General features: G+C 44.6%; 17 protein-coding genes and 1 pseudogene. 2 read left to right on the top strand and 16 right to left on the bottom strand.

All coding sequences use genetic code 11. The features are described from left to right. Positions 1 to 662 precede the first annotated feature (662 nt). The 6 genes from DXD12_RS10285 to DXD12_RS10310 all read right to left on the bottom strand — a co-directional run bounded on the left by DXD12_RS10285 (position 663) and on the right by DXD12_RS10310 (position 6,829). The gene (locus tag DXD12_RS10285; protein WP_117796101.1) at positions 663 to 1,718 is read right to left on the bottom strand and encodes an electron transfer flavoprotein subunit alpha/FixB family protein; all 1,056 of its coding nucleotides are present in this window, start codon (positions 1,716 to 1,718) and stop codon (positions 663 to 665) included. 29 nt (positions 1,719 to 1,747) lie between these two features. Next, positions 1,748 to 2,539: an electron transfer flavoprotein subunit beta/FixA family protein gene (locus DXD12_RS10290; protein WP_118629344.1), complete on the bottom strand. Its 792-nt coding sequence runs from the start codon at positions 2,537 to 2,539 to the stop codon at positions 1,748 to 1,750. 71 nt (positions 2,540 to 2,610) lie between these two features. After that, entirely contained in the window at positions 2,611 to 3,762 is a 1,152-nt protein-coding gene (locus DXD12_RS10295) for an acyl-CoA dehydrogenase (RefSeq protein ID WP_118638305.1), read from the bottom strand. Positions 3,763 to 3,892: 130 nt separating this feature from the next. Beyond that, the gene (locus tag DXD12_RS10300; RefSeq protein WP_118638306.1) at positions 3,893 to 4,729 is read right to left on the bottom strand and encodes a 3-hydroxyacyl-CoA dehydrogenase NAD-binding domain-containing protein; all 837 of its coding nucleotides are present in this window, start codon (positions 4,727 to 4,729) and stop codon (positions 3,893 to 3,895) included. Positions 4,730 to 4,769: 40 nt separating this feature from the next. Continuing rightward, complete coding sequence (locus DXD12_RS10305; RefSeq protein ID WP_118638307.1) at positions 4,770 to 5,546, bottom strand: enoyl-CoA hydratase-related protein; 777 nt, start codon at positions 5,544 to 5,546, stop codon at positions 4,770 to 4,772. A 101-nt stretch (positions 5,547 to 5,647) separates the two neighbouring features. Further along, on the bottom strand, positions 5,648 to 6,829 hold the full coding sequence (locus DXD12_RS10310) for an acetyl-CoA C-acetyltransferase (protein ID WP_107001360.1): 1,182 nt from the start codon (positions 6,827 to 6,829) through the stop codon (positions 5,648 to 5,650). A 505-nt stretch (positions 6,830 to 7,334) separates the two neighbouring features. On the opposite strand from DXD12_RS10310, the gene DXD12_RS10315 reads away from it, so the two are divergent. Further along, on the top strand, positions 7,335 to 8,678 hold the full coding sequence (locus tag DXD12_RS10315; protein WP_107001359.1) for a butyryl-CoA:acetate CoA-transferase: 1,344 nt from the start codon (positions 7,335 to 7,337) through the stop codon (positions 8,676 to 8,678). 220 nt (positions 8,679 to 8,898) lie between these two features. Here DXD12_RS10315 and DXD12_RS10320 read toward each other — a convergent pair whose 3' ends face one another. The 6 genes from DXD12_RS10320 to DXD12_RS10345 all read right to left on the bottom strand — a co-directional run bounded on the left by DXD12_RS10320 (position 8,899) and on the right by DXD12_RS10345 (position 15,614). Next, positions 8,899 to 10,578 (bottom strand): DUF5722 domain-containing protein, encoded by a 1,680-nt coding sequence (locus DXD12_RS10320; protein WP_118638308.1) that lies wholly within the window; start codon positions 10,576 to 10,578, stop codon positions 8,899 to 8,901. A gap of 286 nt (positions 10,579 to 10,864) precedes the next feature. After that, entirely contained in the window at positions 10,865 to 12,868 is a 2,004-nt protein-coding gene (locus DXD12_RS10325; RefSeq protein WP_118638309.1) for a heavy metal translocating P-type ATPase, read from the bottom strand. 168 nt (positions 12,869 to 13,036) lie between these two features. Further along, positions 13,037 to 13,255 carry a cation transporter gene (locus DXD12_RS10330; RefSeq protein ID WP_022358590.1) on the bottom strand — a complete coding sequence of 73 codons (219 nt, stop codon included), beginning with the start codon at positions 13,253 to 13,255 and terminating at the stop codon, positions 13,037 to 13,039. A gap of 127 nt (positions 13,256 to 13,382) precedes the next feature. Then, positions 13,383 to 13,742 carry a metalloregulator ArsR/SmtB family transcription factor gene (locus DXD12_RS10335; protein WP_022358591.1) on the bottom strand — a complete coding sequence of 120 codons (360 nt, stop codon included), beginning with the start codon at positions 13,740 to 13,742 and terminating at the stop codon, positions 13,383 to 13,385. Between the two features lie 487 nt (positions 13,743 to 14,229). Then, positions 14,230 to 14,427 carry a tautomerase family protein gene (locus DXD12_RS10340; RefSeq protein ID WP_107001356.1) on the bottom strand — a complete coding sequence of 66 codons (198 nt, stop codon included), beginning with the start codon at positions 14,425 to 14,427 and terminating at the stop codon, positions 14,230 to 14,232. A 17-nt stretch (positions 14,428 to 14,444) separates the two neighbouring features. Further along, entirely contained in the window at positions 14,445 to 15,614 is a 1,170-nt protein-coding gene (locus DXD12_RS10345) for an iron-containing alcohol dehydrogenase (protein WP_107001505.1), read from the bottom strand. Between the two features lie 716 nt (positions 15,615 to 16,330). On the opposite strand from DXD12_RS10345, the gene DXD12_RS10350 reads away from it, so the two are divergent. After that, a complete protein-coding gene (locus DXD12_RS10350) occupies positions 16,331 to 16,597 on the top strand; it encodes a phosphopantetheine-binding protein (protein ID WP_107001355.1) in 267 nt (88 codons plus the stop codon). On the opposite strand, the pseudogene DXD12_RS10355 reads toward DXD12_RS10350, so the two are convergent. From DXD12_RS10355 to DXD12_RS10370, 4 genes and pseudogenes are all read right to left on the bottom strand, one after another. Then, positions 16,594 to 16,818, bottom strand: a pseudogene (locus DXD12_RS10355) (SAM-dependent methyltransferase); the annotation flags it as partial. The gene DXD12_RS10350 and the pseudogene DXD12_RS10355 overlap by 4 nt on opposite strands. Positions 16,819 to 16,863: 45 nt before the next feature. Continuing rightward, positions 16,864 to 17,331: a low molecular weight protein-tyrosine-phosphatase gene (locus DXD12_RS10360; RefSeq protein WP_107001353.1), complete on the bottom strand. Its 468-nt coding sequence runs from the start codon at positions 17,329 to 17,331 to the stop codon at positions 16,864 to 16,866. A gap of 171 nt (positions 17,332 to 17,502) precedes the next feature. Further along, positions 17,503 to 19,185, bottom strand: a complete 1,683-nt coding sequence (locus DXD12_RS10365) for a hypothetical protein (RefSeq protein ID WP_118638310.1) — start codon at positions 19,183 to 19,185, stop codon at positions 17,503 to 17,505. 30 nt (positions 19,186 to 19,215) lie between these two features. Continuing rightward, complete coding sequence (locus tag DXD12_RS10370) at positions 19,216 to 20,295, bottom strand: hypothetical protein (protein WP_243099938.1); 1,080 nt, start codon at positions 20,293 to 20,295, stop codon at positions 19,216 to 19,218. Between the last annotated feature and the right edge of the window lie 91 nt (positions 20,296 to 20,386).

The following is a 20,386-nucleotide window of genomic DNA, read 5'->3' on the forward strand; positions in this document are numbered from 1 at the left end:
CCTGTATTTGTTACTGTTCACGCATACGTGCCCAGTAACGGAATTTGCCGTGGCTTCGCATTTAAATACGGCAAATTCCTGCCTCCACCACGTTTTCTTACGGCACTTTCGGTTCCAAAAGTGCCTACCCGTAAACAGTAACCTGTATTTTCTTATATAGCAGATAAATCATATCTATATTCCAGATACTCTATTATACGGGCAATCCACCTTAATCTGTCAAGTGTTTTTGACCAAAATAAAGAATGTGCCTTGGCACATTCTCGCGCCGAGCGCGGTCGCTTGCGACATATTTCTGCTTCGCGCGAGTGCGCATCCTCGCGGAGCGTTTTTTGTTTCATAGGACGCAATTTCCTATGAAACAAAAAAACCCTGCCTCCCAGGTTCATCACCTCGGAAACAGGGTTCTCTTTACTCGCTGGCACGGGACTGCGGAGTACTGGGTGGATTCAAGTCGAACGTTCGTGAGACTTGGCGCGTGATTCTGGTCAGCGAAGCTGACATATTCCTATCAGAATCACTGCGCATCCTCGCGGAGCGTTTATCTCAGTCTTCTCGACTGAGATAAATCCGTCCAGCCGGCGCTGTCTCATATATTTATCAGAGAAAAACATACAAAACTCTACTGCTATATGCTAAGAAGATTTCTCTTCCTATTTTAATTAGTTGTTCTTAGCTGCTGCTTTAGCTTCTTTGATCTTCTCAGTCAGCATCGGAACGATCTTGTTTAAGTCACCTACTACGCCGTAGTCAGCAACATCGAAGATCGGAGCAGACTCATCTTTGTTGATAGCAACGATGATGTCAGACTCTTCCATACCTGCCAGATGCTGAATAGCACCGGAGATACCGATTGCAAAGTATACGTTCGGGCGAACAGTCTTACCTGTCTGACCTACCTGAAGATCCTTCGGCTTCCAGCCAGCATCTACAACTGCACGAGAGCAGCTTACGGTACCGCCGATAGCCTCTGCCAGATCATCCAGAATCTTGAAGTTCTCCGGGCTTCCTACGCCACGACCGCCGGATACAAGGATCTTAGCATCCATGATATCAACGGTGTTGGATACAGCCTTAACAACTTCCAGAATATCAACATATTTGTTGTTCTTTGTGAATCCCGGATTGAACTCAGTAACAACAGCTTTTTTGCCAGCTTCCTTCGGAGCCTTCTGCATAACACCCGGACGAACGGTTGCCATCTGCGGACGGAAATCCGGGCAAGCGATGGTAGCGATGGTGTTGCCGCCGAATGCCGGACGAGTCATAAGCAGCTGATTGTGCTTTGTCTCTCTACCCGGAACCGGATTCATCGGGAAATCACCGATATCAAGTTTTGTACAGTCTGCAGTCAGACCTGTATGGATTCTAGCGCAAACACGCGGACCAAGGTCACGACCGATTGCAGTAGCACCGATCAGGAAGATTTCCGGTTTGAACTCTTCGATAACAGATGCGATTGCATGTGTGTACGGCTCTGTACGGTACTCTTTTAACTCCGGATCGTCTACAACGATAACCTTGTCTGCACCGTACTCTGCTAACTGATCTGCAAGACCCTTAACGTCAGAACCAACTAAAACAGCGGTTACCTCTACTCCTAAATCTTTTGCTAATTCTTTACCTTTGCCAATCAGCTCAAAAGCGATATTGCTGATAACATTATCCACCTGCTGTGCAAAGACAAATACGCCCTTATATGCTTCTAAGTTGTTCATCTTATTCACCACTCTTTTCTATAAAATAATTAGATAATGTGTTTCTCTGCCAGTTTGCCAACGATATAATCTGCGGAAGCTGCCGGATCCAGTTCTACCTTCTCGCCAGCACCCTTTCTTACCTTATCGGAAGCTTTTGCGATCTGTGTCGGTGAACCCTTCAGACCGAGGTTGGAATCCTCAACCTCTTTCAGATCTTTTCTGCCCCAAACGGTAATCTCTTTTGCGTATGCATCGAAGATTCCGCCCGGAGTCATGTAACGCGGCTCGTTTAACTCTGCAAGAGCGGTTAAAAGACACGGAAGCTGTGCTTTTACTACGTGATATCTATCATCATACTGACGCTCAACTACGATGTATTTCTCAGCTTCGTTTACTTCACGGATGTTCTGAGCGTAGCTGATTACCGGAAGTCCAAGATGCTCGGAGATCTGCGGACCTACCTGAGCGGTATCGCCATCGATAGCCTGACGGCCAGTAATGATTAAGTCATAATCCAGGTTGCGAAGTGCGCCTGCGATTGTCTGGGAAGTAGCCCAGGTATCTGCACCACCAAGTACACGGTCAGTTACAAGAACACCATTGTCTGCGCCCATAGCCATAGCCTCGCGAAGAACCTCTTCAGCCTTCGGAAGACCCATAGTAACTACGGTAACTTCTGCACCATACTGATCTTTTAAGCGAAGCGCTGCCTCCAGACCTGCTTTATCATCTGGGTTCATGATTGCCAGCATTGCGCTTCTGTCAAGAGTACCATCCGGGTTAAATTTAACTCCGCCTTTGGTATCCGGAACCTGTTTTACACAAACTACAATTTTCACGGTATTTTCACTCCTTATTTTTTTCTTTTTTCTCTAGGACTGAGATTGTTCTGATTTCTCTGCAGACTGAATTATTTTAACAGATCAGCGGAGATAACCATTCTCTGAACCTCAGATGTACCCTCGTAGATCTCAGTGATCTTAGCATCACGCATCATACGCTCTACGTCGTACTCTCTCGTGTAGCCATAACCACCGTGAAGCTGTACAGCCTTGGTTGTAACTTCCATAGCAACCTCTGCTGCATACAGTTTAGCCATAGCTGCTTCTACAGAATAGGTTTTCTGTGTCTTCTTAGCAACGGCTGCTCTGTAAACAAGGAGCTGAGCTGCTTTAACTTTGGTAGCCATATCTGCCAGCTGGAACTGAGTGTTCTGGAACTGACCGATAGCACGACCAAACTGTTTTCTCTCTTTTACGTAATCAACAGTTCTCTCAAGAGCGCCCTCTGCAAGACCAAGTGCCTGGGAAGCGATACCGATACGTCCGCCATCCAGGGTATGCATAGCGATGTGGAAACCTTTGCCCTTCTGGCCAAGCAGGTTCTCTTTCGGGATACGGCAATCTGTGAAGATCAGCTCGTATGTAGCAGATCCACGGATACCCATCTTCTTCTCTTTGGTACCGAAGGTGAAGCCCGGAGTTCCTTTCTCTACGATAAATGCAGAGATCTCTTTTTTCTTTCTGCCCTTTACTTCAACAACGCCTGTTACAGCGATGATAACGTAAATGTCAGCCTCTTTACCATTGGTAATGAAAACTTTGGAGCCGTTTAATACCCACTCGTCGCCGTCTAATACAGCCTTGGTCTGCTGACCCTGAGCATCTGTACCAGCACCCGGCTCAGTAAGACCGAAAGCACCAAGCTTCTCGCCCTTAGCAAGCGGAACCAGGTATTTCTGTTTCTGCTCTTCAGTACCGAAGGTCTGGATCGGATCGCAGCACAGAGATGTGTGTGCAGATACGATAACGCCGGTAGTACCACAAACTTTGGAAAGCTCCTCAACGCACATAGCGTATGTTAACGGATCACAGCCCTGTCCGCCATACTCCTTCGGAACCGGGATGCCCATGAAGCCAAGCTTCTGCATCTTTTTAACGGTTCCCTCCGGGAAGTGCTCTGTCTCGTCAACTTCCTGTGCCAAAGGTTTTACTTCGTTCTCGGCGAAGTCATGGAATAACTTTCTCGCCATTTCATGCTCTTTACTTAATGTAAAATCCATGTGTCTATTCCTCCATCATTTTCTTATATACGCTTAAGAGGCGGCTTTAAGTGCCGCCCCGCTGCGGTTCTTAAAAATCTGGTACTCTATTATGTTTTCATCTGGTCAAGAAGCCAGACTTATGTACATATTAGTTGTACTTGTAGAAGCCCTCGCCAGACTTACGGCCAAGCTTGCCGCCGCGAACCATCTTTCTAAGAAGCGGCTGCGGACGGTACTTCGGATCACCCGTCTCAGACTGAAGTACTTCCATGATAGCCAGAACAACGTCCAGACCTACCAGGTCGCCCAGTTCAAGCGGTCCCATCGGATGGTTAGCACCCAGCTTCATAGCGGTATCGATACCCTCTACAGAAGCCTCGCCCTCAGCGTAGATACCGATAGCTTCGTTGATCATCGGGATGAGGATACGGTTTACTACGAAACCAGCGCCCTCTTCTACCTGTACCGGGATCTTGCCGATCTCTTCAGAGATCTTCTTAACTTTGTCAACAATCTCTGCCGGAGTGTTTAAGCCTGCGATAACCTCAACCAGCTTCATAACCGGAGCCGGGTTGAAGAAGTGCATACCGATAACCGGGCGGTCAAGACCTGCACCAATCTCTGTAATGGACAGAGAAGATGTATTGGTAGCAAATACGCAGTCTGCCTTGCAGATAGCGCCCAGCTCTTTGAAGGTCTGTTTTTTGATCTCCATGTTCTCGATTGCTGCCTCAACTACGAGATCGCAGTCGCTGCAGATAGTCTTAACGCCGGTATGGATTCTGGCAAGGATCTTGTCTGCATCCTCTTTTGCCATCTTTCCTTTTGCTACTCTCTTCTCAAAGTTCTTGGTAATTTTCAGTTTGCCGTTGGAAGCAAACTCTTCGTTAATATCACACAGGCATACTTCATATCCATCTACCTGGGCAAATGCCTGAGCGATTCCGGAACCCATGGTTCCTGCACCAATAATACCAACTTTCATGACAAATCCTCCTGAAATTATACAACTATAATTTAACTAACTATCTATTGTTAAACTGCTCCACTTTCCGTTTCTCAAGGAATGCTTGCATACCGTTCTTCTGATCTTCTGTCTCGAAGCATCCGCCAAACAGTTTTTCCTCGATCACGATAGCCTGATCCATATCAGTCTGAAGTCCGTCGTTCATCGCCTTCTTGCTGTTTCTGACAGCGATCGGAGCCATCTTTGCGATAGCGCCTGCCAGCTTCTTCGCAGCCGGCATCAGCTCTTCCTGTGTATAAACAGCATTTACAAGTCCGACACGGTATGCCTCGTCCGCTTTGATGTTGCGGGACGCAAATACCATCTCTTTTGCCTTGCCCGGTCCGATGAGACGTGCGAGTCTCTGTGTACCGCCGAAGCCTGGTGTGATACCAAGACCTACTTCAGGCTGTCCGAATAATGCATTGTCCGAGCAGATACGGATATCACAGCTCATGGCAAGCTCATTGCCGCCGCCGAGTGCGAAACCGTTTACTGCCGCGATAACCGGAATCGGGAAGGTTTCGATCTTGCGGAAAATATCGTTGCCGAATTTACCGAAGTGCTCGCCCTGCTCCTTGGTCATCACGCTCATAGCAGCGATGTCAGCACCAGCTACAAAAGATTTCTCTCCTGCGCCGGTCAGGATAATTGCACGAATTTCGGAAAGGTCTACTGCATCAAATGCAGCTTCAATATCCTTCAGCACATCCTCGTTTAACGCGTTCAGTGCCTTCGGACGATTAATAGTTATGACTGCGACGTGTCCGTCTACCTCATAGTCTACAAATCCCACTTCCAGTTCCTCCTAAAAAGCTCTTGAATTGAAATACGTAAAACCAGAAACAGCCGGAGCGCCGGGGATAAGCCCCGACGACTCCGGTTCTGCGTCAGAGATTAGTCTCTCTCAACGATCGTTGCGCAGCCCATGCCGCCACCGATACACAGAGTAGCCAGACCCTTCTTAGCGTCACGTTTCTGCATCTCGTATAACAGAGTTGTCAGGATACGGCAGCCAGATGCTCCTACCGGATGTCCGATAGCGATTGCACCGCCGTTTACGTTCAGGATGTCTTTGTTGAAGCCAAGGTCACGAGCTACAGCGATAGACTGAGCTGCGAATGCCTCGTTTGCCTCGATCAGATCGAAGTCTTCTACCTTCCAGCCTGTCTTCTTCAGAACTTTCTTGGTAGCTGCAACCGGTCCAATACCCATGATGCTCGGATCTACACCGCCCAGAGCGCCTGCTACCCATGTAGCCATCGGTTTGATACCCAGTTCTTTTGCTTTCTCTTCGCTCATAACAACTACAGCTGCTGCACCATCGTTGATGGAGGAAGCGTTACCAGCTGTTACACGTCCGTCTTTCTTGAATGCCGGACGAAGCTTGCCAAGAACCTCTACAGTGGAACCCGGACGCGGACCCTCATCGGTATCTACGATAACAGTCTCTTTTTTCTTCTTAACTTCGATCGGAACGATCTCGTCTTTGAAACGTCCAGCCTCGATAGCTGCGCAAGCCTTCTGCTGGCTAGCTGCTGCAAACTCATCGAGTTCTTCTCTTGTGATACCCCACTGATCGCAGATGTTCTCAGCGGTGATACCCATGTGGTAATCGTTGAATGCATCCCACAGAGCGTCATTTACCATGGTGTCGATCATGGTCGCATTGTTCATACGGTATCCGTAACGAGCCTTCATCAGAGCATACGGAGCTGCGGACATGTTCTCTGCACCACCAGCTACTACGATGTCAGCATCGCCTGCAAGGATCATATCTGCTGCTGCGTTTACAGCATTCAGACCAGAACCGCAAACCACGTTCAGGGTAACTGCCGGAACTTCTACCGGAAGACCAGCTTTCAGAGACATCTGACGTGCTACGTTCTGACCAAGGCCAGCCTGGATAACACATCCCATGTATACGTGATCAACCTGCTCCGGAGCAACGCCTGCTCTCTTCAGAGCCTCCTTGATAACTACGGCACCCATCTCAGCTGCTGGAACAGTACTGAGCTGGCCACCCATAGAACCTACTGCGGTACGGCATGCACTTGCAATTACGACTTTCTTAGACATTGAAAAAATCCTCCTTGAAAATGATCCACCACGTAAATAACACAACTGCAGTAAATAGTAAAATAGTGATAAATATGATAGTGTATTTGTATCTTAACACCCCACGCGGCTCCTGTCAAATAATTATCAATGGATTTATAAAGATTTAAGATTCTCATTTTTCCGCGTACAATCCACTTATTTCTACATCGTTTTGATCTCCTTTAGGCGGAATGCACAATTTTTTTCTTCCGTTTTCTCAATAAAAGTGGTCTTCTCTGGCATTATAACCAACATGGTATTTTGTTTGTGAATTAATAGACAAAGTCATTTCTTTTCTATTTACATACACTTATATCTGTAATTCATAAATATGAATATGTCGTCATTTTCCCCTATTTTGTCCTCCGCCTCTTTCGTTGACAAGGGGTAGTGGAGATGATACACTGATAAACAACGGGGGATGTCCGAATCACGCATTTGTACGGACTTCTTCATATTATTAAAAAGGACAAGGTGAATAAGTATGGATTACAAGAAACTGTATGCAGAAAAGCTGGTTTCCGCTGAAAAAGCTGCTTCCGTCGTTAAATCTGGCGACTGGGTTGACTATGGCTGGACCACCGGCACTCCGGTAGCAGTCGATGCTGCTATCGCAAAACGTCTTCCGGAACTGGAGAATGTAAACTTCCGCGGCGGTATCCTGATGTGGGTACCGGAGATCTTCAAGATCGAAAACCCGGCAGCTCATATGACCTGGAACTCCTGGCACATGAGCGGTATCGAGAGAAAGGCAATCGCACAGGGATTCAGCTTCTATGCTCCGATCCGTTATTCCGAGCTTCCGAGATACTATCGTGAGTCCGCAACCAAACCGGATGTAGCTGTATTCCAGGTCGCTCCGATGGATGAGCACGGTTATTTCAACTTCGGACCAAATGCTTCCCATATGGCAGCCTGCTGCGAGACTTCCAAGGTTGTCATCGTAGAGGTCAATGAAAATATGCCGGTCTGCCTCGGCGGATTTGAGAACGGCGTTCATATCTCCAACGTAGACATGATCGTAGAGGGCAGCAACCCGACCATCGCAGAGATGGGAGGCGCCGCAGCAGCGACTGATGTCGATGAAGCAGTTGCAAAACTGATCGTAGACGAGATCCCGGATGGTGCCTGCTTACAGTTAGGTATCGGCGGTATGCCGAACGCAGTTGGTTCCCTGATTGCGAAATCCGACTTAAAGGATCTGGGTGTTCACACCGAGATGTACGTTGACGCATTCGTTGATATTGCCGCAGCCGGCAAGATCACAGGCGCTCACAAAGCACTGGACAAAGGCCGTCAGGTATACGCATTCGGCGCTGGTACCAAGAAACTGTATGACTACTTAAACAACAACCCGGCCTGCATGAGTGCTCCGGTTGATTACACCAACGACGTCCGCACCATCGCAGCCCTGGACAACTTCATGTCCATCAACAACGCGGTTGACCTCGACCTCTTCGGTCAGGTAAATGCAGAGTCCGCAGGAATCAAGCACATCAGCGGTGCAGGCGGACAGCTTGACTTCGTTCTGGGCGCTTACCTGTCCAAGGGCGGAAAGAGCTTCATCTGCTGCTCCTCCACCTTCAAGAACAAGGCTGGCGAGCTGCAGTCCCGTATTCTCCCGACCTTAAATCAGGGTTCCATCGTAACCGATACACGTGCAAACCTGCACTACCTGGTAACCGAGTACGGTAAAGTAAACTTAAAGGGTCTTGCAACCTGGCAGAAATGCGAGGCTATCATCTCCGTTGCACATCCGCAGTTCCGCGATCAGCTGATTAAGGAAGCTGAGAAGATGCATATCTGGAGACAGAGCAATAAGATCTGATAAGAACTCAAGATCTGATAAAATCGGCAGGATTCGGAGACAAAATCCAGCAAACCATCTATGGTATCTGAGACTCCCGGTTCTCCGATACATCAGATACGTTTATTTTCTAAAAAAAGTGCTTTTCCTCTCAAGAAATTTTCTTCGAGAAGAAAGGCACTTTTTTATTTATACTTTTTTTCTTATAGTTTTTGTTCTACAAGTCTCTGTCTACCATCCGCTACTGTTCCAGAGACTTCCACCGGAAGTTCGGAATCACATCCGACCACTTATTAATTCCGATGATTGATTTTGCAAAATTCGAAGTTTCCAGCGTGTATCTCTTCTGATCAATGTCGTGGAAAACTCTCCAGAGCTTTCGATCCTTTACCGCTACAATCTCATTGCCCTGATTCATATCACAGGACCACAGACCGAAGCTTAAGCCTGCCCTTACCTCTGACGGCGCATCGACCTGACGACTCAGAATGTACGCGTCGATATACGGGTTGCTGTCCACGATATAGTAAGAATATGCAAATGCCGCCGCCTGGATATCCGACACATCGCCGCGCGTCAGACTCTGTGCAGTAAATCCTTCCTCCGTCAGAATGACATGGCGCACCTCGCCAGATGCTGTCTTCATCGAATCCTGATTCAGATAATCGGTCAGTACATGCAGGTTTGCAAAGTTGACAATCGGTGAATCTGCACTCTCGGTTACCAGCCCCGTTGCCGGATCATCCCAGAATTCCGGTTCCGTCATCGGGTACGGATACGGATGGTAGGCAATGCCCCAGTCCATCTGGCCTTCCGTTACTGCCAAGGCGTTAAACGTATCAACAATGCCTTTGCCCGTATAATGCACCTGATCGTTCAGGTTCTCATACGGAGCTCCCCACCAGAAATCAAGTGAAAAATAAACCCGGTCATTCGCACTTGTGCTCTTGATCGCCGTGTAGAACGTGCGGAATGCCTGCTGATACGTGGATACATATGCATTCAAATCTGCCGGTCCCATGTAGTTCCAAATCTGGTTGTTGATCTCATTGCCCAGAATCCAGTTGGAAATCTTCGCATAATTTGAATTATGATTCTTGCCGCTGTAACGATCCGCCAAAAACGCGAAGATCGCACGCGTTGTCTCAAACCCTTCCTGTGTCTTCGTGTTAAACATATAATAATTGGCGCTCGAAGATTTCGCAGTTCCCGCATGAACCAATTCCGGGTGCGCGTCATTCCAGTCATTTAAAACGATCGCCGTCACGGATATATCTTTTCCGATATATGTACTGATCACCTTGTCATAATTTTCAACCACCGACTTATTAAAATGATACGTTTTTCCATCGTACTCATAATCAATGCCACTTCCTAAAAACTGGGAAAATGCGATATTGACTGCCACATGTTTGACGCCCAATGTAAATGCATCGTTGAGCATATTTAACTGGATATTCAAGCCCTTTTTCGTCAGCGGCGTCTTAAACGCATCCTGATTGGATGCAACCACCTCCGGATTTGTGATATAATGTGCCGCGCCAACTGCCGTAAATGCAGTTCCGTCAAACACTGCCGGAACAAACCGGCTATAAAGGCGGTCCTGGGCAGTTCCCTTGTTTAAAGGAATCGAGACGGTCCTCGTCTCCCCTGCGCCTACGCTGCTGACATAATCAGTCCGGCTTCCAATCTCCGACTCATACGGCCGCAATTCAAACAGATAAATCTTTCCGTCCGTCCCCGTTGTATCACCGTTGCTTGAAAGTAAAATATCCACTGTATTCTGCCCCGAACCAATCAGACAGGAGCCGATCGAAGCGGTTATCTGAAACGTCTGCGCCGCCAGTGCTGTGAACGCAGCCGCCACACTCAGGCAGACCGCTGCAGCCAGGACAAGCGCCGTTTTCATCCATTTTTTCATCCTGTTCCTTCCTTTCCGTCTAATATCCTATGGTATTTGATCATACTTCATTCTTCCGTCAGATTCAATTACTATTTTATTAAGGATTATTACAACTATTTTGGAAATTCTGTATGATTCCCAGCATTTTATCTTTCCCAAGCCTTGATTTCTTTCTTATTCCTATTCTTTTACCACTTGCAAATATTGGTTTTATATATAAATCCCTTAGAGCCGCAAATTTAAAAAGCTACAGTTTCCGGAACCATCAAGTATTCCTTCCGCCATAGCTTTTTGATATTAGCGATTATTTAGTTCTTAATGCCCTCATCGCATTTAAAATTGCAATGACGGAAACACCGACGTCCGCAAACACGGCTTCCCACATATTCGCCACTCCAGCCGCGCCCATCAGAAGCACAACCGCCTTAACCGCCAGAGCAAACACGATATTCTGGTGCGCGATTGCCATTGTCTTGCGTCCGATTTTAACCACACCTGCAATCTTCGCCGGGTTATCATCCATCAGGACAATGTCCGCCGCCTCGATCGCCGCGTCACTTCCCATGCTTCCCATTGCAATACCGACATCTGCGCGGGAGAGAACCGGTGCATCGTTAATGCCGTCGCCGACAAATGCCAGCTTCCGCTTTCCGGTCATCTCCGCCAGCATCTCCTCGACCTTCTGCACCTTATCCGCCGGAAGCAGCTCCGTGTACGCCTGATCGATGCCAACCTTCGCAGCCACCGCCTCTCCGACCGCTTTCCGGTCGCCCGTCAGCATAACAGTACGGCGGATTCCAGCCGCCTTCAGTCCACGGATCGCATCCTCCGTCTCCGGCTTGATCGTATCGGCAATCAGGATACTTCCGGCAAATTTTCCGTCCTTTGCCAGATAAATCACAGTGCCGATGCCGTCGCATTCCTGATACGGTATATTTTTACTCTTCATCAGGCGTCCATTACCCGCCAGAACTATGTGACCGTCGATCGTTGTCTCGATACCATGACCGGAAATCTCGTTGGTTTCACCGATGCGGGTTAAGTCGATCAGGGGTTTGCGTACCACTCCCTGCACACCCTCTTTGGACTGCACCTCTTTTATTGTGTCATTGTCAGCATCCAGAACGATTTCTGCTGTTCCCGCATTCGCCTTTTGAGTTTTTGCTTCTGCCAAACTGCCTTTTCTCTCACGATACGCCTCCCGTATCGATTCCGCGATCGGATGCGTCGAATAATTCTCGGCATACGCCGCCAGCTCCAGAAGCTCATCCTCACTGATTCCCGCCGGATGCAGCTCCGTCACTTTAAACTCGCCCTTCGTCAGGGTGCCTGTCTTATCAAATACAACCGTATCCAGCTCCGAAACTGCCTCCAGATAATTGCTTCCCTTGACTAACACACCGATGCGGGATGCAGCACCAATGCCGCCAAAGAAGCTAAGCGGAACCGAAATCACCAGCGCACACGGGCAGGAAATTACCAGGAAAATACAAGCTCTCTGAATCCACTCGCCAAATTCTCCGCCCAGCACAATCGGCGGCACAAATGCCAAAGCAACCGCCGCGATCACGACCACCGGCGTATAATATCTGGCAAACCGGGTGATAAAGTTCTCCACCTTCGCCTTCTTGCTGCTGGCATTCTCCACCAGCTCCAGAATCCGCGCCACCGTCGAATCATCAAATTCTTTCGTCACGCGCACCCGCAGAAGCCCGCTGCCATTGACACATCCGCTGATGATTTCATCCCCGGCTGCCGCACGGCGCGGTACCGATTCACCAGTCAGCGCCGAGGTATCGATCATCGATTCACCCTCTACCACCACGCCATCCAGCGGAATCCGCTCTCCCGGCTGTACCACGATGATGTCATCCACTTCCACATCATCCGGCTCGACCTGCTCTATCTGTCCATCTTTTTCAATATTGGCATATTCCGGGCAGATATTCATGAGATCGCTGATCGACTGGCGCGAACGGTTAACCGCATAACTCTGAAACAGCTCGCCAACCTGATAGAACAGCATAACCGCAACCGCCTCAGAAAACTCGCCCACACCGAACGCCCCGAACGTCGCTACTGTCATGAGGAAATTCTCATCAAACACCTGACCATTTTTAATCCCCCGGAACGCCTTGTATACAATATCCCATCCAATAATCAGATACGGAATTAAAAATACGACTAACTCTGTCCACCGCTGCGGCATTCCGGCAAATACATTCATTTTTTTCGCTGCTGCCGCCGCGATATATACGATTGCCGCCGCAACGATCCGCTTCAGCATCGTTTTCTGCTTCTGATTCATAAAGCCTCCCTTCATTCTGGAAACACATTCCCAGAAAAAAAGATATAGGAAAATGTGCCGGCACAGCTCATTTGCCTATATCTTTTTACTTTGCCCTTCTGTGCATTACACAATCTGATTTTATTCTTTTAAAAAGCAGCTTTTGACCCGATTATGCCTTTTCCAAGTTTACATATTAATAATGCAGTCCGGTTCCACCTTCTTGCACACTTCTACAACCTCTTTCATGATCTCGTCAAAACGTGCGTCATCCGCATCGATCGTCATTTTCTGCATCATAAAGCTGACACTCGCATCATTGACTCCATCCAGCTTCTTGATCGCATCTTCCATCTTTGCTGCACAGTTTGCACAATCCAGATCAGTTAATTTAAATTTCTTCTTCATGATAATCCTCCTCTTTTTATTGAGTTATAAATTTTTAATGTTTGCTTTTCGAGACCTGCAATTTTTTCTTTACAGATAGCACCGCTTTCACATTCATTCAATCCATTATCATCATTCAAGGAACTTGCTATTCTTTAATATGCTCAAAGCCCTGGTTGATAATCCGGTAAACATGGTCGTCTGCCAGCGAATAGAACACCGACTTTCCGTCCCGTCGGCTCTTGACAAGCTGCGACTGCTTGAGAATCCGAAGCTGATGCGAAATCGCCGACTGCGTCATATTAAGCAGCTGTGCAATGTCGCAGACACACATCTCCGACTCAAACAGCACAAACAAAATCCGGATCCGCGTCGAATCACCAAATACCTTAAACAGCTCCGCCAGATCATACAAATCATCGTCATCCGGCAGCATTCCCCGGACCGACTGCACAACCTCATCGTGAACAGCACACTCCTCACAGCACTCTACATCATGAATTGCCATCCGATTTCTCCCTTCATGCTACGCATTTCTGCCCTGCTTCACTGCTTCTTTCGTGAAAGCAGTTTGCAGGATTTTATCAAGATTTCTTTGAAATATTTTTATTTATATGAATCATTGTTCATATGTTCATTATATGAATGTAACTGGGAAATGTCAAGAAATATTTGTGGGAATTTAAAAGGAGTAAATGAAATATTTTCTCAATTATAAAATGCTGCAAAAAAGACTGTTCATACAGACAAAATCCACTAAGTAATGCGCGTAAATGTGCTTCTTTCTGCCCGGTTTACAGATGATACTCTGTAAACCGGCACAGCTCAAATATCTATTCTCTACATCCTATGCTTTTTTGTCTATTTATGAACAGTCCGTTCTTTTTTATTCATTATTATATATCTTTTGCAGTTTATTTTTTCGACACTGCTTGAGCTATATTATCCATCGTCGGATGATCTTTTGCCTCTTTCTGCAACCCCGACTTAGACTTCTAATAGAATCTCTCCTCGCCCGGAATCGCATCCAAATATTCTTGCCATTTCTCAGCCGGTACATCATGAACCGATACCGTCACAACCTTCGGATCCTTCTTTAATTCTTCTGATACCAGCGTTCTGACCTTCTCAGCCAGCGCTGCCTTCTCTTCCCGGCTCCGTCCCGGGTACATAGATATTGCAATGTGTGGCATGATTTTCCTCCTTTGTACTAATAGCACTCTTCCAAAATATCCAAGATTTCCGCGTGCGTCAGCTGCCGATACCCGCCGTCATTGCGGATACATGAATCAGCAATCGTTTTCAGCAGGCTCTGATCTGTGATTCCCAGTTCCCGCAGCGTCCCCGGCAAACCAATCTCATGAATAAACGCCTGTAATGCGTCAATTCCGCCAAATGCCAGTTCTTCCTCATCGCCGCCATCTGGTGACATTCCCCAGACATTTACAGCAAATTTCACAAATTTCTTGATGCCGTCCCGGCAAATTCGACGATAATACGCCGGATGGATCACGCCAAGTCCCATGCCGTGGTTGCAGTCCGTGTAAGCCCCCATCTGATGTTCAATCATATGCGCCTCAAAATCACACTGTTTTCCTAATTTGATAATGCCAATCTCCGCCATCGTGGATGCCCACATCAGGTTGCTGCGCGCCTCATAATTTTCTGGTTCCCGGATCGCCACTGGCAGGTTCGCAATAATACTCCGCATCAGCGCCTCCGAGATCGCATCCGAAAGATTATCCTCATCCGGTGCGCTGAAATATGTCTCCATCACATGGCTGAGCATATCAAAACCGCCCGCTGCCGTCTGGAGTGGAGAAACCGTGTAGGTATATTTCGGGTCCATCATCGCAAACACCGGATTGCAGCGCGGATAATTCCGGCTCGTCTTAATTTTCTGTTCCTCATGGGTGATTACACCCTCGCCGTTGACCTCGCTTCCAGTGCCGACCACGGTCACAATCACGCCCACCGGAACCGGCTCAAAATCAATCTCGCCCTTTTTGATCCAGTATTCCTCCCAGACGTCCTTGTCCGTCGCAGCCGCCATTGAGATCGCCTTGCTGCAGTCCATGACCGAACCGCCGCCCACTGCCAGAATCAGATCTACCTGATTTTCCTGTACGACTTTTTTCCCTTCCATTACCTTGCTGTAGGTCGGATTCGGCATGATGCCAGAAAATTCTATCACCTGTTTTCCAGCCAGCTTTAAGACATCCATCACTTCCTGATAAATGCCATTCGTCTTGATCGAGCCGCCGCCATATGCCAGCATCACCGTTTCCCCATACGGCTTCACCGCCTCCAGCAGGTGCTCTTTCACACAACCTCCGCCAAAATAAATCTTTGTCGCATTTTCAAATGTAAACGCCCGCATCGTTCCCTGTCCTTTCTGAACCCGTTCCGGCAAATGCTTTTGCATCCGCCTGATGTTCTGCCTTCTTCTTTGTAGATATGTTTTTTTGAATCTTTATTTTGATTATTTTTCTCCTTTATCTCAGATTCATCAAATGTTCATCTATAACCCACACTAAATTTGACAAGTTCTCTGTAAGTGTTCATATTATATCACGATTCGCATCTTCGATGCTTACCGCTGCTGACGCAGCTATCGTGATCGCCATTCGCCGTTCGCCATAAATCTGCAAGCAGCTCTCTGGCTCACTTGCGCTCATTATATCATATTACCTTTTTACATTCTATCTTTTTCAGAAATTTCACGCATATATTTTCATTTTTATGAATAAAATTGCACAAACTTATATCTGCGTGTCATTTTTATTCCCCCATCCACTTCCAAAATATTTTCCGAAATTTATGATTTCTTCACATTCCGAACATACTTTTATCACATTTTTTCGATATAGTAATACGCGTAAAGGCAAAAGACCTTTCATAATATACTTTTTCATACCTACGCCGACAGGAGTCCGTTCCTGTCGGCTCCTCCTATTTTAAGGGATATATCTACTCAAGCGGGCAGTTTCATGATAAAATAAACACACAGATAGAATCATCTCACAAACACAGATTCTATATTAAATTTACAATAAAAATAGCTGCATGAATCACATATATTAGGAGGAACTTCTCATGAAACACGAACTGACGCAGGAAGAAATCCTGGTTGAAATAAAAGACATTCTATCAGAATACGTAGAAATCACCCGCCCGCTGACATCGGCTGACCGCCTGATCGACGATCTGGGGCTGGATTCATTTTTGATCGTATACTTTATCACAGAAATCGAAGACTGCTTCGAGATCGATATTCCGGAAACGGATTTTATCGAGCTTGTCACGGTCAAGGATCTCTGCGAACGGATTCAGCTGGAAATAAAAAAGCACTCCACTTATTAATACCAGCGTGTCATCGGCAAGTCATTATCAATTCCTTTTGTAAATAAAATCTGGTGCAGACGTAGATTTTCTACATCCAGGATATAAAATCCATCTGCTGAACCACAAGAAATCATTTCCCAGAGACTTAGAACCATTACGCCCGGGAAAATATATTTTTTAATCCACGAATCGCCCGGATGTTCCTCCAGCACACTGATAAATTGCAACAGAAACAGTCCGTTCCTTCTATCTTAACCTAAAATGAATACTCATCAAACTTTGGGTTATATCTGTCCCTGTTCTTTCAGATATGCCAGAAAACCCACACAGCCCTCCAGAACATCTTCATACGTCGCGTCAAAATCACCCGTATACCACGGATCCGCGATGTCACGGTCTGAACCTGCAAATGTGAGGAATTTATATATTTTCCCCTCTGGATCGCCTTTCAGCATCCGGTTTAAATTTCGGATATTGGCACTGTCCATACCTATGATATAATCAAATTTCTCATAATCCGCCCACGTCACCTGCCGCGCCCGGTGCGGCACCAGAGGAATTCCAACCTTCCTCAGCTTATTCACCGTCCCCCGGTGCGGTGGATTGCCGATTTCTTCGGTGCTTGTGGCGGCGCTGTCGATAAGGAAGTGAGCGGAAAGCCCTTGGGATACGACTTTGTGGGTGAAGACACTTTGGGCTAGGGTGGAACGGCAGATGTTGCCGTGGCAGATGAAGAGCACTCGTATACTCATATAAACTCCTTTCAAAAGGCGCTTTTCTGCTGCCATTTGCAGCATTTTGCGCGGTGTTAATTTTTCTTTATGTATTGGTCATTTCTGTACATAAAATGCAAATCTTAGCAAAATTTTGCAAGATGTGTACAGCAAAAGTAGTAGAAACGGAGTAAAAAGCGGGTGGGGTTACTACTCAATTTTGACAAAAATCTCATATCCTTTTTCCAGTTCAATATCGGTTACTATTCCAACCTCACCATTGTCTACTTGATCTACATCCTTACCATTAAGCTGTATACTTACAATAGAAGTACAAATCCATTTTCCATCTTTTTTTGCATATATCATTTTTCCAACTTCCAATTTAACATTGTTAAGTGTCAATATACCTGCTTTAGGTTTCTTAAAATATTCCTCATAAATCCCCACTCTAATTAAATTCTTTGGAAGTAACGAAATAAGCCCCCATTTATCTAGTGATTCTCTTGTTTCTTTTTTCGTAAATATACCATTTTCTATCAACTTATATTGATTGTAAAGCTGCCATGTAGTAAGAAGACCTCTTTCATCATTTTTAGCATAATCTATTTGATTATCACTAAATGGAGGATTTTGTCTTAATGAAGGCCTTATATACCTTTGATGATTCACAATATAAATTGGCAATATTTCTTTGTCACGATGCTCTTTTTCTCTTCTTCGTCTATGTTTTGCTACCTGTGAACATTCTGCATCTGTAGATGTTCCCCCAATACCTTTAACTTCAATAATAAATAATTTATCATCTTCCAAAATCTGTATATCTTCTCTTAAAATATCTTCATTTCCATCAATTGCTTCTACATTTGCAAAACCAAGCCACTTGAAGTATGTACATACAGCTTGAACTAACTTATCCCCTGTTTCTATCAACAAATCATTCAAAAATTTATACTTCTGGTCAATAGCATTTCTTCTCTCATTCAATGACTTAATTTTCGAATTATATTGTTCTTGAATTAAAGTCCGTTCTTTCTCAAGTTCAAGTATTTCTTTAGGTAAAAAATCTTGTTCTTTTATCCATTCAAACTCTTTTGATTCAGGGAAAAAATCTGGCAATATTTCTGGCAATACAGATGTTACTAACCTTTCAATCAATTCATCCTTCTTTTCACAAAACGGAAGCAACAGTTCATAGCCTGAATTTTCTGAATATCCTATATACGAAACTACCTCTCCATCTTGATTTTTTAACAATGGTAAGAAATTAGGATCTGCAATTGATTTTTGAGAAGTTCTATCCCATTTTGTTGGTAACTCAAAAATTACATTATATCCTTTAACATATTTTGCTATTAAATTTGCAAGATTGCTATTGTCTGATATTATTTTCTTTCCGAATTTTGATGTTGCACTAGCTTGAATAGTTTCATATATATTATGTACTTCTTCACTCGGATAGCTATATTGATTTTGTTTTAACACTTCTATAATATTATATTTTTCCGAATAACTACTTCCCGCAAAAATAATTTTCAGTGCTTTTGTTTTTAACTTGTCTTTCATAATGCTCAAAACAAGAGGACTAGGTCTAAATTCTTTCTGAGGAAAACTCAACTCAAATAAATATGGTATACCATCCGGTTCATCATCCTCTAAACAGTGTCTTGTATCATTCTCATTTTGTAAATCAATTATGACCACACTATATTCATGCAAATTACTTATCATACTATATTCTAGGTCAACATATCTCTTATTCACATATTCTTCGTACTCAACAGTTTTAACCACTCCCAGATCACCAGTTGCAACAATATAATTCTGACTCAACCTTTCTGTTATTTCTCTGTTATTAACTATATATATTTGTGGTTCTTTATACTTTTCCATTTATCTTTCATCTCCAATCATAAGAAAGTATTATTCACATTCGTTTGTCTCTTTATGTTTTAATCTAAGCAAATACAACATTGCATAAGCACGATTATACAAGTATTCGATAAACAGTGAATCATTTAACGCCTCTCTCTTTTCTTTTGCCGCATTCAAATAATCATTGTGTCTTACATCAAAATACTCATTAGACAATTTCATTAATTCTTCCAACTCTTTTTTTACAACAGCATAAACTTTGCCATCCATATTATCACTCACACTCAAAGCCAATGTTTTATACTGCTCATTTCTACTGTCTCCTTGAGTAGATATAAGATATTGCAGTGCATCAATAATAAAATCTAACGCACTTTTCTTTTCCATCAAATCTTTGCTATTAATCATATCTTCCGAAAACTGTATTTTACGCTCAAACATCCTATAATTAATAATTTTATCAATAGGAAATGTTGTTTTATATCCTTGCTTTATTACAATCCCACTTTGTAATCTATATGGTAATTTAAATATTTTAAATCTATCATTTACTTCTATAGTGAATTTGTAATGACATTCTCCGGAGTTAATAATCCAATACTTATATGCAATCTCTATAAATGCCTTTATATCATTAAAATCACCTGTATTATTTTTCAACGAATCTGGATAAACTGTACCTCTATACAAGGTAAATTCATGGTCATAATCCAAATCTAAAAGCCATATTCCTCCATCCCAATTATCCCATCGCAAATATTTACCATCCAACAGTTCCAAACCAGGTAATTCTGTTTCAAACCAATGAATAAACGAATTCCAAAATCTTTTCTCATTTACATTTTCTTCGATGCTTTTACCTTTATATTCGATTCCGCTGTCAGCCAAATACTTTATCAGTATTGCTCTCGTAGTGTTTGCATCTCTTATTTCTGTTCCTGTCCTTATCAATAAACTTCCTTGTAAATTTGGTATATCATTTCCAAAAACATTTACTATTTCAATTAACAAATTAACGATTTCTTCATCTGGTTCTATTGACAAATTATAATTATCAATTGCCATATCAATTTTCTTTATATAATCATTAATCAATTTTTCTTTAACCGAATTAATTTTATTCGACATTCGTTCACCTCTACCCCATATAACATTTTAATTATCATCCAATCCGATATGCTATTTATTATATCGTCATTTTCTTCTCTTTTCCATAACA

This window comes from Clostridium sp. TF11-13AC (assembly GCF_003481065.1).
Taxonomy (GTDB): Bacteria; Bacillota; Clostridia; order Lachnospirales; family Lachnospiraceae; genus Otoolea; species Otoolea fessa.

Bases quoted from the DNA above. Each gene is read 5' to 3' on its own strand.
- DXD12_RS10285 (WP_117796101.1), bottom strand. From the start codon at position 1,718: ATGAACAACTTAGAAGCATATAAGGGCGTATTTGTCTTTGCACAGCAG.
- DXD12_RS10295 (WP_118638305.1), bottom strand. From the start codon at position 3,762: ATGGATTTTACATTAAGTAAAGAGCATGAAATGGCGAGAAAGTTATTC.
- DXD12_RS10300 (WP_118638306.1), bottom strand. From the start codon at position 4,729: ATGAAAGTTGGTATTATTGGTGCAGGAACCATGGGTTCCGGAATCGCT.
- DXD12_RS10310 (WP_107001360.1), bottom strand. From the start codon at position 6,829: ATGTCTAAGAAAGTCGTAATTGCAAGTGCATGCCGTACCGCAGTAGGT.
- DXD12_RS10315 (WP_107001359.1), top strand. From the start codon at position 7,335: ATGGATTACAAGAAACTGTATGCAGAAAAGCTGGTTTCCGCTGAAAAA.
- DXD12_RS10320 (WP_118638308.1), bottom strand. From the start codon at position 10,578: ATGAAAAAATGGATGAAAACGGCGCTTGTCCTGGCTGCAGCGGTCTGC.
- DXD12_RS10325 (WP_118638309.1), bottom strand. From the start codon at position 12,868: ATGAATCAGAAGCAGAAAACGATGCTGAAGCGGATCGTTGCGGCGGCA.
- DXD12_RS10330 (WP_022358590.1), bottom strand. From the start codon at position 13,255: ATGAAGAAGAAATTTAAATTAACTGATCTGGATTGTGCAAACTGTGCA.
- DXD12_RS10335 (WP_022358591.1), bottom strand. From the start codon at position 13,742: ATGGCAATTCATGATGTAGAGTGCTGTGAGGAGTGTGCTGTTCACGAT.
- DXD12_RS10340 (WP_107001356.1), bottom strand. From the start codon at position 14,427: ATGCCACACATTGCAATATCTATGTACCCGGGACGGAGCCGGGAAGAG.
- DXD12_RS10345 (WP_107001505.1), bottom strand. From the start codon at position 15,614: ATGCGGGCGTTTACATTTGAAAATGCGACAAAGATTTATTTTGGCGGA.
- DXD12_RS10350 (WP_107001355.1), top strand. From the start codon at position 16,331: ATGAAACACGAACTGACGCAGGAAGAAATCCTGGTTGAAATAAAAGAC.
- DXD12_RS10360 (WP_107001353.1), bottom strand. From the start codon at position 17,331: ATGAGTATACGAGTGCTCTTCATCTGCCACGGCAACATCTGCCGTTCC.
- DXD12_RS10365 (WP_118638310.1), bottom strand. From the start codon at position 19,185: ATGGAAAAGTATAAAGAACCACAAATATATATAGTTAATAACAGAGAA.
- DXD12_RS10370 (WP_243099938.1), bottom strand. From the start codon at position 20,295: ATGTCGAATAAAATTAATTCGGTTAAAGAAAAATTGATTAATGATTAT.